Genomic DNA, 15,177 nt, shown 5'->3' with positions numbered 1-15,177 from the left:
AACAGGCGGTACAGTCTAAAGCCGCGGGCGACAAGCAGCAAGGAATAAGGAGGAATTGCATGACTTGGGTTATAGTTGGCGGATGAATTTTCTCGCTCATCTCCATTTGGCCCAGCTTGCGGAAAGCTCGCTGCTTGGCAACCTGCTCGCCGATTTCGTGCGCGGCAACCCCGCAGGTGATTACGACCCGGCGGTCGTGGCTGGCATCATGATGCATCGGCGCGTCGATGTTTTGACCGATATCCAACCGGAAGTCAAAGCCTGTCGCGACTATTTCAGCCCACAATTCCGCCGCGTCGCCCCCATTACGCTCGACGTGGTCTGGGATCACTTTCTGGCCCGCCACTGGCAACAGCTTGAGCCGACGTGCAGCTTACAGAGCTTCACCCAACAAGCTCGTAGCCTGATCGTGCCGCATCTGCCGCAGACGCCACAGCGTTTCCAGAACCTGAACAGCTATCTTTGGCCCGAACGCTGGCTGGAGCGTTACGCCGAGCTACCGTTTATCGGCGATGTATTGGCAGGCATGGCTAGCCGCCGCCCACGGCTGGCCGCACTGGCTGGCTCCTTTACCGACGTGGAACGCCAGTATCATCAGCTTGAAACACAGTTCTGGCAGTTTTATCCCCGTATGATGGAACAGGCGAGAAACAAGACATTGTGATGGCGGGATAAAAAACCCTATTACTCATTTAGTTAACGGAATGTGGCTTTTTGTCCTTGCCCTTTTGTACGAAAAGGTTATTTTGAAAGACTGCTGAATTTATTCTCTCGGTTTGATAGGTGGAAGCTATCTCATTGATTGGTCTTTCACCCTTCCCTCACCGAGTGGTGGCCCTTATACTGGCCCCTGCTTTTACATCAACCCATTGAACTACTATTACAGGAGTAATTATGGTCCTGGTAACTCGTCAAGCCCCTGACTTCACCGCTGCAGCCGTTTTAGGCAATGGCGAAATCGTAGAAAACTTCAACCTGAAGAAGCACCTGAACGGCAAACCAGCCGTACTGTTCTTCTGGCCGATGGACTTCACCTTCGTATGTCCTTCTGAGCTGATCGCTTTCGATCACCGCTATGAAGAGTTCCAGAAGCGCGGCGTTGAAGTTGTAGGCGTTTCCTTCGACTCAGAATTCGTCCATAACGCATGGCGTAAAACCCCTGTCGACAAAGGCGGCATCGGTGAAGTGAAATACGCAATGGTTGCTGACGTTAAGCGCGAAATTCAGAAAGCTTACGGCATCGAACACCCAGAAGCGGGCGTTGCCCTGCGTGGTTCTTTCCTGATCGACAAGAACGGCGTTGTTCGTTCCCAGATCGTGAACGACCTGCCAATCGGCCGTAACATCGACGAAATGATCCGTACCGTTGACGCGCTGCAATTCCACGAAGAGCACGGCGAAGTGTGCCCAGCTCAGTGGGAAAAAGGCAAAGCAGGTATGGGCGCATCTCCAGACGGCGTAGCTAAATACCTGTCTGAGAACGCTTCCAAGCTGTAATTTCAGCCTGTAAGTGTCAGAACCGGTCAGCCCTGCTGGCCGGTTTTTTTATGCCCAAAATCGGTGCAACCGCCCCCCTCCAGTGCAATATTCCCCTGTTTCGCTTCACATTTTTCACTCCTCCTACCGCCGTATTCCCTATCCATGGCTACTCTTCATAGGTTGGCCTGCGCTTTGCAGCACCTGCGGGACAAATAAAAAAACAGGGATCAACACAGGAGTCGTTATGTTTTTGCAAAAATGGAGTCAACCGCTGACCTTGGCAGCCTTGCTGGTCAGCAGCCAACTGTATGCCGCCTCTAACCCGGCGGTGGAAGCGCAAAATGGCATGGTGGTCACCTCGCAGCATCTTGCCTCACAGGTCGGCGTAGATATTCTCAAGATGGGGGGCAACGCGGTGGATGCTGCGGTCGCGGTTGGCTATGCCCAGGCGGTAGTTAACCCTTGCTGCGGCAATATCGGCGGCGGCGGTTTCATGACCCTGCATCTGGCCGATGGCACCGATACCTTTATCAACTTCCGTGAAACCGCTCCGGCGGCGGCCAGTGCCGACATGTATCTGGATGCGCAAGGCAAGGTGAAAAAAGACGCCAGCCTGTACGGTTATCTGGCCGCTGGCGTGCCGGGAACGGTGCTGGGGATGGAGACCGCACGTAAAAAGTACGGCAAGCTGAGCCGCGAACAGGTGATGGAACCGGCCATCAGGCTGGCCCGTGAGGGCTTTATCCTGACGCGGGCCGATACCGATATTCTCGACACCACCGTCGCACGCTTCAAGCAAGACCCGGAGTCAGCCAAAATCTTCCTGCGTAAAGACGGTTCTGCGCTGCAACCGGGCGATCGCCTGGTGCAAACTGACCTGGCTAACACGCTGGAAGCCATCGCCAAAGAAGGCCCTTCCGCGTTCTATCAGGGAAAAATCCCGCAGGCGGTTGAAGCCGCTGCCAAACAGGGGGGAGGCATTCTCACCGCCGCCGACTTCGCCAACTACAAAGTGACCGAGGCTACGCCGATAACCTGTAGCTATCGCGGTTATAAATTCGTCTCTGCGCCACCGCCTAGCTCCGGCGGCGTCACGCTGTGCGAGATCCTCAATATCGTTGAGGGTTACGATCTGAAAAGCATGGGTTTTAACTCGGCTGCGACGATCCACACCATGACCGAGGCGATGCGCCATGCTTATATGGACCGCAATACCTATCTCGGCGACCCTGAATTTATCAAGAATCCGATCGATCGGCTGGTGAGCAAAAGCTACGCCGATGAGATCCGCAAGAAAATCGTCGCCAATCAGGCTACGCCTTCTGTCAATGTACAACCGGGGATGGAGCCGCACGAAAAACCGGAAACCACCCACTATTCGATTGTCGATCATGAAGGGAATGCGGTGTCGACCACCTATACCGTCAACGGCCGTTTTGGTGCCGTGGTGATCGCACCGGGTACCGGCTTCTTCCTCAACGACGAAATGGATGACTTTACCGTCAAGGTCGGTGAGAAGAACCTCTATGGCCTGGTGCAGGGAACGGCCAACGCCATCGCCCCCGGTAAGCGCCCACTATCCTCCATGAGCCCTACGCTGGTGACCAAAGACAACAAAATCTTTATGGTGCTCGGCTCGCCAGGCGGTTCACGCATCATTACCATCACGCTGCAAACCGCGCTGAACGTGATCGATCATGGCATGGCCCCGCAGGAAGCCGTGGATGCCCCGAGGATCCATCATCAATGGTTGCCGGATGAGGTCTATTACGAGCAACGCGGTGTCTCTGCCGATACGCTGAAAATCCTCAAGGAAATGGGCTACAAGATGGTTGAGCAAACCCCTTGGGGCGCTGCAGAGCTGATTATGGTGGGATTGCCAGGCGCGGCGGGTGTCAGCCCGGCCAACTCGGGTAATGATTCTGCCGTTTCTGGACGCGTACGTGAAGGCTACCTGTACGGAGCCAATGACGTACGCCGCCCGGCAGGATCTGCGGTGGGATACTGACGAATCTGGTTTACCCGCCGATTGACGGGTAAACCTTTAGCAAACTTCAGCTACGTAGCCGCCACACGCTGGCCGACTCGGCTGCCAACTGCAACCGCAAGCCACCTTCTTGCGCAACCCGTTCGCCTTCCCCTTCCACTAGCTGCCATTTACCCTCTCGCAACAGCGGGCTATAAGGCAGTTCAACGTCTCCACTATCGCTGCGCTGCAACGCCACCAGTACCTGCTCCCGCTGGTAAGTACGCACAAACACCAGCGTCTCCCCTTGCGCATACAACACCTGGCAGCCGCCACGGCGTAGCGCCTTACTCTGCTTACGCAGTGCCGTCAGGCGGCTAAACAAGGCCAACAGTGGCCGATCCCATTGGCTTTCGTCCCAAGGAAACGTCTTGCGGCAGAAGGGATCGTTGCCGCCATCCAGACCAATTTCATCACCGTAATACAGGCAAGGCACGCCAATCCACGCCAGCAGCCACACCGCCGCCATCTGCATACGGCGCGGATTGTTATCCAGCAAGGTCAAGAAACGCGCCGTGTCGTGGCTATCTAACTGATTGAACTGGATCAGTTGTCGGTTATGGGGCAATCCGGCCCGGTAATCGTCCATCCACTGCGCACAGTCTGCCGCATCCAGCAGCACCGGATGATAAGCCACGTCGACACCGGCCAGAAACGCCCTAACCGGCAAGGCAAAGCCCATATAGTTCATGGCGGCGTCTTCAACCCCGGCATGCAGCCAGCGACGCGCGTCACCAAAATGTTCGCCCAGCACATAGGCATCTGGGTTCTCTTGCTTGATTGCCTGATACATTCCGGCCAGGTGATGTAGGTTCCCCGCTGCACCGCCGTTTTCCCCCAGCATATGCACCACGTCCAACCGCCAGCCGTCGATGCTGTACGGCGGGCGTAACCAATGGCGTACCACGCTGTTGTCCGCCCGATAAATAGTATCGACCACCTGCGGTTCGGCAAAGTTGAGCTTGGGCAGATTGGTATTGCCCTTCCAGCTCAGCACGTTACCGTCCGGGTAGAAGTTGAACCAGCCACGATAAGGGGAATCGGGATGATGGCACGCCCCCCCCTCTGCCTGTTGATAACGATCAAACCAGGGATGGGAATCTCCGGTGTGGTTAAATACGCCGTCCAGCACCAGTTTCATTCCCACCTTGTGAGTGCTTACTCGCAAACGCAGCAAGGCGTCATTACCGCCAAAATAGGGGTCGACCTGATAGTAATCTTCGGTATCGTACTTATGGACGCTGGGTGAGGTGAAAATCGGGTTCAGATACAGGGCGGTGACACCAAGCCGCTGCAAGTAGGGCAGCTTCTCGCTGATGCCATCCAGATCGCCACCATAGAAAGTCGAAGCAGCGTGCTCATCCTCAAGCGGATGTTGCCAGTCACGACGTATCACATCACTTCCGGCGGCATGATGGTGATAACTGCCACTCTGGATGCCATGCTCCCCGCCGCTGCTGGCAAAGCGATCGGGGAAAATCTGATAAAACACCTGATCGGCCACCCAGCCTGGGCTGCTATCTGGCTCATCTACGGCAAACTGTGCCAGTTGCCCCGGAGGGGTCAGCGACCAGCCCTGCGGGCCAAACCATTGCTGACGATCGGCCCATAGCAGTTTAAAACAGTAGCGCCGTACCGGCTCCCCTTCGTGCAGCGTCAGGCTGGCCTGGTAGCGCCAGAGCCCCTCTACCGCCTTAGGCTTCATGATCAGCAACCACTCTTCATTGTCCGGCTCGACGCGAAGAAAGACCTGTTCAGGCAACTCATCACTTTGCAACCACAAAGCGATCTCCAGACGCTGCCCCTTATTCACCACGAAAGGTGGAACCGGCTGATGCCAGGCATTTAGCATGAATTTTCTCCTGATGTAGCAAACCAAATCGACGACGAATGCAATGCCACGCACCATGCCACGTTGAGCGCCGTTCTCCCTCCTCTTTCAGTGATAAACTCGGGGATGAGCCGAGGGGTGGAGATGCTGATTTACAATGTAAAAGTGGGTAAACAGACACATATCATGCCCGATAACCTTTAGGCTAACGGGTTTTAGATTTATTGGATGTTTTTTAAGTACTTTGGAGGGAGCGAGCATGCAACAACAAATAAGGCAATGGCTGGAAAGCATTGGGCTGGAATTCACCGACATGATGTCACTGGCGATGGTGCTTGGGCTGATTGCACTGATTTCCGTGGTGATCCATCTGGTGCTGCACCGCGTGGTGCTGACCGCTATCCAGCGCCGTGGCCAGCATTCACAACGTCTCTGGCAGCAGGCTATCACCCAACATAAACTCTTCCAGCGTGCCGCCCTACTGCTGCAAGGGGTGATCATCAACGTGCAGGCGGTGCTGTGGCTGCATAATGGCAGCCAGACTCAGGCAATTATCGTCACTGCGGCGCAGGTGTGGATCCTGTTATTCTCCCTGCTGACGTTGTTCTCACTGCTCGACACGCTGTTGGCTCTGATGCGCCAAAGCCCGCTTGCCAATCAGCTCCCGCTGCGTGGCATTTTTCAGGGTGTGAAACTGGTCGCCGCCATTTTTATCGGCATCATGATCATCTCACTGCTGATGGGCCGTTCACCGCTACTGTTACTCAGCGGTTTAGGGGCCATGACGGCCGTCTTGATGTTGGTGTTTAAAGATCCCATTCTTGGCCTGGTCGCCGGGATCCAGCTTTCCGCCAACGATATGTTGAAAATCGGCGATTGGCTGGAGATGCCTAAATACGGTGCCGACGGCGCGGTCACCGATATCGGCCTGACCACGGTCAAGGTCAGAAACTGGGACAACACCGTCACCACCATTCCCACCTATGCGCTGATCTCTGATTCGTTCAAGAACTGGCGTTCGATGTCTGAATCCGGTGGCCGCCGCATCAAGCGCAGCATCAATATCGACACCACCAGCGTCCACTTCCTGACGTCGGAGGAACAGGAACGCCTCAACCGCAACCCCCTGTTGCAACGCTATCTGAACGATAAAACCCAGGAGCTGGGTAAATACAACCAGCAGAGCGAGGTGGATCTCAGTTCGCCGCTGAATGGCCGCCGCCTGACTAACGTTGGTACTTTGCGCGCCTATCTGGTGGCTTATTTACGTTCGCACCCGGGTATCCACCAGAATATGACGCTGATGGTACGCCAACTGGCCCCAACGCCGGAAGGGCTGCCGCTGGAGATTTACGCCTTTACCAACACCACGGTGTGGGCCGAGTACGAAGGTATTCAATCGGATATCTTCGATCATCTGCTGGCGGCGATCGGCGAATTTGATCTGCGCATCCACCAGACACCAAGCGGCAATGACATGCGCAGCATGCTGGCAAACCTGCAGCCCGCGCCCAACAATCCCTGACGTAACCTGACGAAATTATTTCTGTTGGTAATTATCTTCAACCGATTGCCAACAGATATCTCCTGCGACTTTCTTTCTGCCGTCGAATGGCTATTAATACCCACACGCCATTTTATCGTTCGGAGCAGGCATCTTGTTAACATCGTCAAAACACCGTCTGATCACCCTCTTGGCCACGCTGATGTTTGCTGGCTACCTGCACAGCGCCACGCTGGACGAAAGCCAGATGAGCCGCACATTGCAACCGGAGCTCAGCGCCTTGAGCAGCAGCATGATGGATATTCGTGAAGTGCTTGTGCGCTGTTCCGGAGAAGGGAAGGAAGAACGGTTATGCGAAAGCAATCTGGTGATGGAGGCCAGAGCGGCCGGTGATGGCGATACGGAAGAGGAAAACATATTAATACGGTAGTGAGGAGCGTTGGCTTCAGTCCACTCCTCTCACCCTCTCCCAATGGGACCGACAGAGCTAGTTGATTGCTTTGCGTAATATCTTGCCTTTCTTGTTCTTACCCTCTGCTTTCCGAAACCGCACGGGCTAACTACGCGCTCAGGACAGCTCCCTCTCCCTGTGGGAGAGGGTTGGCGTGAGGGACAATCTTACTGCGTCAATACGGCTCGCTTTTTCTGGCGGTTCACCTTGATGTAGTAGCCGAGCAACAGCACCGCGACCCACACCAGACCGGCATACAGGGAAATACGCGTCGTTGGGAAGTAGCCGATCAGGCCGATGATAAACACCAGGAAGATGATGGCAACCACCGAGGTGAATACCCCACCGCGCAGTGGGAACGCCAGCTTGCTGACCTGATCCTTGCTCAAGCTGCGGCGGAAAGCGATCTGCGAGAACAGGATCATGATCCACACCCACACGGTGGCAAAGGTCGCCAGTGAAGCAATCACCAGGAACACGCTTTCCGGCATGATGTAGTTGAGATACACGGCGATCAGCATGGCCGCCATCATCACCACTACAGTCACCCACGGAATACCACGTTTGGAGATTTTGCTGAACACCTGCGGGGCATGCCCCTGCTCCGCCAAGCCATGCATCATACGGCCAACGCCGAACACGTCGCTGTTAATCGCCGACAGTGAGGCGGTGATCACCACGAAGTTAAGGATACCTGCCGCAATGGTGATCCCCATATGCTGGAAGGTCAGCACAAACGGGCTACCGTTGGTCCCCACCTGGTTCCACGGATAGATAGACATGATGACGAACAGCGTCCCGACGTAGAACACCAGGATACGCCAAGGTACCGAGTTGATGGCCTTGGGGATCGACACTTTAGGATCTTTGGCTTCACCGGCGGTAATGCCGATAATTTCAATCCCACCGTAGGCAAACATCACCAGCTGTAGCGATAGGATCATGCCAATAAAGCCGTTGCTGAAGAAGCCGCCGTTAACCCACAGGTTGTGTATCCCGGTCGGTTGCCCCCCGTTGCCGATGCCCCAGACGATGATACCGATACCGGCGACGATCATGATGATAATGGTCGCCACCTTGAAGAACGAGAACCAGAACTCCAGTTCACCGAACACCTTCACGCTCATCAGGTTGATGGCACCGATAATCAGCACCACGCTCAACACCCAGATCCAATGCGGCACTTCCGGGAACCAGACGCCCATGTAGATGCCGAAGGCCGTCACGTCGGCAATGGCAACAATCAGGATTTCAAAGCAATAGGTCCAACCGGTAATGTAACCTGCCATCGGCCCAAGATAATCCTGGGCATAGCGCGAGAACGAGCTGGCCTGCGGGTTATTCACCGACATTTCGCCCAGCGCGCGCATGATGATAAAGGCAATGATACCGCCGATCAGGTAAGCCAACAGGACGCTGGGGCCAGCCATTCTGATGGCCTCTGCGGAGCCGTAAAACAAACCGGTACCAATGGCCGAACCTAGGGCCATAAAACGAATGTGGCGCGTGCTGAGGCCGCGCTTGAGCTTATTGGCTGGAGCTGCGGTGGGTGACTGTTGTTGCATGAAAATGACCCGTCTTTATTTAAACGTAAAAAAGCCACGGACAAGTCCGTGGCCTAAAATTCAGACCGTAGGTTTAAGGGTGAGCAGTCACTTGGCTGCGTGCAAAAACCCGATCATAAATCGCGACCAGTACCAGCATCAGCAGCGAAGGTGGCAACCATGCCAGCCCCTGCGCCGCCAGCGGCAGGTGATTGGTCCATTCTGGCATCAAATGCTGGAAGTTGGACGCTTTCACCGCATCAAGGATACCAAACAACAGGCTGACTAACATCACCGGCGCAACAATACGTGATACACTGCTCCACCAACGCAGGGTGAAACTCAGCAGCACCAGCACGATGCAAGGCGGATAGATCGCAGTCAGCACCGGGATCGAAATCTGGATCAGGTGGCTCAGGCCGAGGTTGGACACCACCATCGAGAACAGGCCGAGAATGAATACCAGCGTTTTATAAGAGAACGGCAGGTATTGCTCGAAGAACTCCGCACAGGCACAGGTCAGGCCCACCGCGGTCACCATACAGGCGATGAAGATCAGCGCCGCCAGGAAGAAGCTGCCCAGGCCGCCGAAGGTATTTTGCACGTAGGCATGCAGCACTACCGCGCCATTAGTCGCATCCGGCGTCAACACGCCGCTGCCGGAGCCCAGCTTGAACAGGCTCAGGTAGACCAGCGTCAGACCCACACCGGCGATCAAACCGGCCAAGATGGTATAACGAGTCAGCAGACCAGCGTCCTTCACCCCACGAGAACGTGCGGCGTTAACGATCACGATACCGAACACCATGGCGCCCAGCGTATCCATCGTCAGATAGCCGTTAACAAAGCCGGAAGAGAACGGCACGGTTTGGTAGGCATCTACCGCAGGGATTGGTGCCCCTGCTGGCCACATCACTGCGGCAATACCCAGCACGGCCAGCGCCACGATCTTCAACGGTGCCAGAATATGGCCCACGGTATCAAGCAGGCGGCCCGGATAGAGCGAGATGCCAATCACCAGCGCAAAATAGACCAGGCTATAGATGAACAGCGGCATGGCACCGTCACCGGTCAACGGCGCAATACCAACTTCAAAGGAAACGGTCGCGGTGCGCGGGGTGGCAAACAGCGGGCCAACGGCCAGGTAGCATACCGTTGCCAGCAACAGACCGGCGCTACGGCCAATCGGTGAGCTTAATGCATCAACGCCGCCCCCAACGCGAGCCAGGGCAATCACGGTCAGAACCGGTAGACCCACGGCGGTGATCAGGAAACCAATTGCCGCAATCCAGACGTGTTCGCCAGATTGCAAACCCACCATCGGCGGGAAGATGATGTTCCCGGCTCCGACGAATAAGGCAAAGGTCATAAAACCCAAAGCCAGAATATCTTTTGACGCTAAACGATGACTCATAATCTGTTGTGCTGCCTGTTGAAATAAAAAATTGCCGATAAGCATGGTGGCAAAAGTGCCCCACTTCGGTTCGGTTGCCGGCCTGCTCTCTCATCGTGATCCCCATAGGCAACAGACAGCGCGCAATAGCAGCGTCTGACCTTGATAAAGGTGAATACTCATGATGACGAGCAGATTTTTAGACGTTTTTTCCCCTGCTGAATTCCTGGTCGCAATCACCGCAGAAAGCTGGGGAAAATGGAGGTTTAGTCCGGCAATAGGGGGATAGTTAAACGTTTATAGTGCCAAAAGGCAATACGCAGGACGGAAAGCAGAGTGATCGTCCAGATAATATCTCTCATCCAGTCGAACATAGGGGTTATCAATAAATATGCACTACATGATTTGTATTATTTTTTAGCACATCACTCACGAAATGTGAAACAAATGGTTACACAGTGCGTGAAAACACCAATAACCAGATGCTAAACGCGTGTCATGTGCTCATTTTACTGGCGCTTACCAGACCGACGCTGCGATATTGACCACGCTACGCAGCTTATCCCACTGCTGCTGCTCACTCAGGCTGTTGCCCTCTTCGGTAGAGGCAAAGCCACACTGCGTGCTCAGGCATAGCTGTTTAATATCGACGAACTGCGTTGCTTCCTTGATGCGTTGTTGCACCACCGCCGGATCTTCCAGCTCACCGGTCTTGGTGGTGATCAACCCCAGCACCACCTGCTGCTTGCCCGGCTTGATAAAACGCAGTGGCTCAAAACCGCCAGATCGTTCGTTATCATATTCCAGGAAGAAGGCATCAATATTCACCTGGCCAAACAGGATTTCCGCCACTGGCTCATAACCGCCTTCCGAGATCCAGGTGGAACGGAAGTTACCACGGCAAACGTGCAGACCAATGGTTAAGTCTTCCGGTTTACCGGCGATGGCTTTATTCAGAACCTCTGCGTAGGTACGGGCCAATTGCTCAGGATCTTCACCCCGCTCACGGATCTGGCGCTTCTGATCGTCGGAGCACAGATAGGCCCAGACGGTATCGTCGAGCTGCAGGTAGCGGCAGCCGGCGTCGTAAAAGGCTTTGATCGCATCGCGGTAGGTTTGTGCCAGATCGTCAAAGTAGCTATCCAGATCTGGGTACACCAGCGGGTCGATCGCCTTACGGCCACCGCGGAAATGCAGCACGCTCGGGCTCGGGATGGTCATCTTCGGTACTGCATCACCGGCTACGCTTTTCAGGAAACGGAAATCCTCCAGCATCGGATGGTTGCTAAAGCCCAGTTTGCCGGTCACCTTGATGCTGCGGGCCTTGGTTTGCACTCCGTTAAACTGAATGCCCTGCTCCACGTCGTAGCCTTCTACACCATCAAGCCCCTCAAGGAAGTCGAAGTGCCACCAGGCACGGCGGAACTCGCCATCGGTCACGACCTGTAAGCCGATCTCTTGCTGTTTGCCGACAATATGGCGGATTTGCTCGTTTTCTACTGCGCGCAGCTGGGCCGCGTCGATCTCACCATTCTGAAACTGCTGACGGGCCGTTTTCAGCGCCGCAGGGCGCAACAGGCTACCGACAACGTCGGCGTGAAAGGCATGGCTGGCTTTGGACATGTTCTGCTCCGATGATGCACTGAGGGCTAGCCGCCATCAGTTCCAATCATTGACAAGTTGAATTATTACGCTGGGTTACAAATAGACATCCAGACGTCTACACCGCTTAAGTGCATCCTTTCATGTCACCGGTTACTCGGCAATGGAGAAATTTTCATTGGTGTTGAATTAAATTCAAGTTGGCCGGACTAATCCAGCCCCAGAAGCGTGCGGGTTTTGCGCAGCGTAGCTGGCGGCAGCGGCAAATAACCGTCGTGATTAACCAGATCCTGCCCCTGAGCAGACAGTACACGGTCGAGGAATGCCGCCGTCAGGGGTTCCAGCGGCTGGTTGGGAGCTTTGTTGATGTAGATATACAGGTAGCGCGCCAACGGATAGCTGCCGTTACGCACGTTGGTTTCGCTAGGTTCAATATAACGGTCACCCGTTTCTGCCAGGGGCAACAGCCGCACCCCGCTGGCACGAAAACCGATGCTGGCATAGCCAATGCCGTTTAACGATCCGGCCACCGCCTGCACCACCGAGGCCGACCCCGGAAGTTCATTCACTCGCGCCATAAAATCACCACCGCATAACGCACGCAGTTTGAAATACCCATAGGTACCCGAGGCGGAATTGCGGCCAAAGCGTTGCAAGGCACGTTGCTGCCAACTGCCCTGCAGCCCCAGCTCTCCCCAGCGGTTAATCGGCGTATTTTCCCCGCAGCGGCGGGTAGCGGAAAAGATTTGATCCAGCTGTTGCAGGTTCAAGCCACCTAGCGGATTGTCCTGATGCACCAGCACCACCAGCGCATCAACCGCGACCGGCACCGCCAGCGGCGCATAGCCATAGCGGTGCTCAAACGCCGATACTTCCGCCGCCTTCATTGGCCGGCTCATTGGCCCAAGCTGCGCCGCTCCTGCCGCCAATGCGGTGGGTGCCGTCGAGGAACCGGCAGCCTGCAGTTGCAGGTTCACGTTGGGATAGTGTCGGCTGAAATCCTGCCCCCATAGCGCCATCAGGTTGGCAAGGGTATCGGAGCCCACGCTGGACAGGTTGCCGGAAAGCATGCCATCCGGAGCAGCCACGGCCCCGCGGCCAACCGACAACAGTAGGCAAAGCAGCAAAGCTTGGGTAAATCGATTCATGGCGGGCTACCTGTTAATTTTTCACCGCATTCTCTGCTAAAGCCGCGGGAACAATCAACCGGTTAGGCAAGGTAAAAATAAAACGGGTACCAATGCCTGGCTCGCTGAGGATCTCCAGCCGTGAATCATGATGGCTGAGCGCATGCTTCACGATGGCCAACCCGAGCCCACTGCCGCCGGTCTGGCGCGAACGCGCTTTATCCACGCGATAGAAACGCTCGGTCAGACGCGGGATATGTTCGGCACCAATGCCCGGCCCGTTATCACTGACCTGGAACTGAGCCCCCTGCGGCGTCTGCTGCCAACTCACTTCGATATTGGTGCCCACCGGAGTATGGTTGACGGCGTTGTACACCAGATTGGAAACCGCACTACGCAGTTGATCCTCGTTACCGAACACCTGCAGATTTTCATTCACCCGGAAATTGATCTGGTGATTACCACCGCTGAGCGACTGCGCCTCACGCTGCAACACCCGCAGCATTAACGGAATATCCACCTTCTCGTTCATATCCACGTTTGGTGCAGCCTCGATCCTGGAGAGCGTGAGCAACTGTTTAACCAACCCATCCATGCGCTTGGTCTGCTCTTGCATGGTGCCCAAGGCTTTGCCACGCAGCGAACCATCCAGCTCTTCATCGCTCATCATCTCCAGGTAGCCTTGCAACACCGTTAACGGCGTACGCAACTCATGGCTGACGTTGGCGAAGAAGTTGCGTCTGGCCCCTTCCAGTTGGCGCATCTGGGTCACATCACGTGCCACCATCAGCAGTTGGCCTTCGGAATAGGGCATGATACGGAATTCGACAAAGTGCTCGTTATTCAGCTGTAGCGTCAGCGGCCGGGTAAATTCTTGCTGTTGCAGATAATGGCTGAATTCCGGATAGCGCAGCAGGTTGAGAATGTGTTGGCCGTTATCTTCCGGCCAGCGAAAGCCCAGCAGATGCTGTGCCAGGCCGTTACACCAGAAGATATTGCCCTCAACGGTGGTCATCACTACCGCATCCGGTAAGGATTCGGCCCCGCTGCGAAAGCGTTTGATCAACAGCGCCAGCTCACGGCGGCGGCGGCGGTTACGCTGCTGCATCTGATACAGGCCATAGAACAGCGGTTCCCAGCTCCAGCGGCCCGGCGGCGGCGTCATGCTGCGATCCACCCACAGCCAGTGGGAAAGTTTGAGTTGGTTATAGAAGTTCCAGGCCAGCGCAGCCAGCACCGAAACCAACAGCAGCCAGGGCAGATAACCGAAAATCAGCCCCAGCAATAAGGCAGGCAGGCAAAAAAGGGCCAGCTCCAGCGCCAGCCTCTTCCACGATAAACGTTCTAGCACGGTAACCTCTCCAGCGCAGTGCGATCAGTAGCGCGTTGAGAACCGATAACCGGTGCCGCGAACGGTTTGAACCATCTTGTCATGACCACTGGTCTCCAGCGCCTTACGCAGCCGGCGGATATGCACATCAACGGTGCGGTCTTCCACATAAACGTTAGTGCCCCAGACGTGATTAAGCAACTGTTCGCGGCTATAAACACGCTCCGGATGAGTCATAAAGAAGTGCAGCAGTTTGAACTCGGTCGGCCCCATCTCCAGCGCCTGCTCATTGGCCATCACCCGGTGCGAGGAAGGATCCAGGCTTAGCCCCTGCATTTCAATCACTTCTTCTACTGCCATTGGTGAAATACGGCGCATCACCGCCTTGATACGTGCCACCAGCTCCTTGGGCGAGAACGGTTTGGTGATGTAATCATCCGCGCCAACCTCCAGGCCACGTACCCGATCTTCTTCTTCACCGCGCGCGGTCAGCATCATCACCGGGATATCCCGGGTCATCGCCTCGCGCTTCATATGCTTGATAAACTGAATGCCGGAACCCCCCGGTAACATCCAGTCCAGTAACACCAAATCAGGGAACGGCTCAGACAGGCGCGTAACGGCACTGTCATAATCCTCGGCTTCCAACGGTTGGTAACCATTCTGTTCCAACACAAAGCACACCATCTCACGGATCGGCGCTTCGTCTTCCACCACCAGTATGCGTCTTGCCATCGTCAATCCTGCCAATGTGTTAGCGATCTCAGTTGATTGCGGTCGCCATTATGCGTCAGTTTTGTGACACTTTTATGAAAAAAAAGCCCGGTCGATCGCAGTAAGCATAGCGATTATTCCTGACGTTAAAGAAATATCATCATGCTTGAGTTACG

The 15,177-nt window shown here is 55.3% G+C and carries 12 protein-coding genes; 5 read left to right on the top strand and 7 right to left on the bottom strand.

Translation table 11 applies throughout. The annotated features are described in order from the left end of the window. Positions 1–82 precede the first annotated feature (82 nt). From A6U95_RS06490 to ggt, 3 genes are all read left to right on the top strand, one after another. Positions 83–664: an ACP phosphodiesterase gene (locus tag A6U95_RS06490; protein WP_065683910.1), complete on the top strand. Its 582-nt coding sequence runs from the start codon at positions 83–85 to the stop codon at positions 662–664. A gap of 230 nt (positions 665–894) precedes the next feature. Beyond that, positions 895–1,497 carry a peroxiredoxin C gene (locus A6U95_RS06485; RefSeq protein ID WP_037375265.1) on the top strand — a complete coding sequence of 201 codons (603 nt, stop codon included), beginning with the start codon at positions 895–897 and terminating at the stop codon, positions 1,495–1,497. A gap of 226 nt (positions 1,498–1,723) precedes the next feature. Then, on the top strand, positions 1,724–3,487 hold the full coding sequence (gene ggt / locus A6U95_RS06480) for a gamma-glutamyltransferase (RefSeq protein WP_065683909.1): 1,764 nt from the start codon (positions 1,724–1,726) through the stop codon (positions 3,485–3,487). A gap of 46 nt (positions 3,488–3,533) precedes the next feature. Here the strand turns inward: ggt and malZ are convergent, their stop codons facing one another. Beyond that, a complete protein-coding gene (gene malZ, locus A6U95_RS06475; protein ID WP_065683908.1) occupies positions 3,534–5,357 on the bottom strand; it encodes a maltodextrin glucosidase in 1,824 nt (607 codons plus the stop codon). Positions 5,358–5,595: 238 nt separating this feature from the next. On the opposite strand from malZ, the gene A6U95_RS06470 reads away from it, so the two are divergent. Next, positions 5,596–6,861: a mechanosensitive ion channel domain-containing protein gene (locus A6U95_RS06470; protein WP_065683907.1), complete on the top strand. Its 1,266-nt coding sequence runs from the start codon at positions 5,596–5,598 to the stop codon at positions 6,859–6,861. 133 nt (positions 6,862–6,994) lie between these two features. Next, positions 6,995–7,270: a hypothetical protein gene (locus A6U95_RS06465; RefSeq protein ID WP_065683906.1), complete on the top strand. Its 276-nt coding sequence runs from the start codon at positions 6,995–6,997 to the stop codon at positions 7,268–7,270. Between the two features lie 188 nt (positions 7,271–7,458). Here the strand turns inward: A6U95_RS06465 and proY are convergent, their stop codons facing one another. The 6 genes from proY to phoB form a co-directional block, all read right to left on the bottom strand. Next, positions 7,459–8,856 (bottom strand): proline-specific permease ProY, encoded by a 1,398-nt coding sequence (proY, locus tag A6U95_RS06460; RefSeq protein ID WP_024528662.1) that lies wholly within the window; start codon positions 8,854–8,856, stop codon positions 7,459–7,461. A 73-nt stretch (positions 8,857–8,929) separates the two neighbouring features. Beyond that, the gene (brnQ, locus tag A6U95_RS06455; RefSeq protein WP_065683936.1) at positions 8,930–10,249 is read right to left on the bottom strand and encodes a branched-chain amino acid transport system II carrier protein; all 1,320 of its coding nucleotides are present in this window, start codon (positions 10,247–10,249) and stop codon (positions 8,930–8,932) included. Between the two features lie 498 nt (positions 10,250–10,747). Continuing rightward, entirely contained in the window at positions 10,748–11,851 is a 1,104-nt protein-coding gene (locus A6U95_RS06450; RefSeq protein ID WP_065683905.1) for a cobalamin-independent methionine synthase II family protein, read from the bottom strand. Positions 11,852–12,039: 188 nt separating this feature from the next. Further along, entirely contained in the window at positions 12,040–12,978 is a 939-nt protein-coding gene (locus A6U95_RS06445) for a phosphate ABC transporter substrate-binding protein PstS family protein (RefSeq protein WP_065683904.1), read from the bottom strand. A 13-nt stretch (positions 12,979–12,991) separates the two neighbouring features. Continuing rightward, positions 12,992–14,308, bottom strand: a complete 1,317-nt coding sequence (phoR, locus tag A6U95_RS06440; protein ID WP_024528666.1) for a phosphate regulon sensor histidine kinase PhoR — start codon at positions 14,306–14,308, stop codon at positions 12,992–12,994. A gap of 24 nt (positions 14,309–14,332) precedes the next feature. Then, positions 14,333–15,022 (bottom strand): phosphate response regulator transcription factor PhoB, encoded by a 690-nt coding sequence (gene phoB / locus A6U95_RS06435; RefSeq protein WP_021180214.1) that lies wholly within the window; start codon positions 15,020–15,022, stop codon positions 14,333–14,335. Positions 15,023–15,177 lie beyond the last annotated feature (155 nt).

Source organism: Serratia sp. 14-2641 (assembly GCF_001692375.1).
GTDB lineage: Bacteria > Pseudomonadota > Gammaproteobacteria > Enterobacterales > Enterobacteriaceae > Chania > Chania fonticola_C.
The sequence above is the reverse complement of the archived record's forward strand: the minus strand, read 5'-3'. Positions and strand labels throughout refer to the sequence as shown.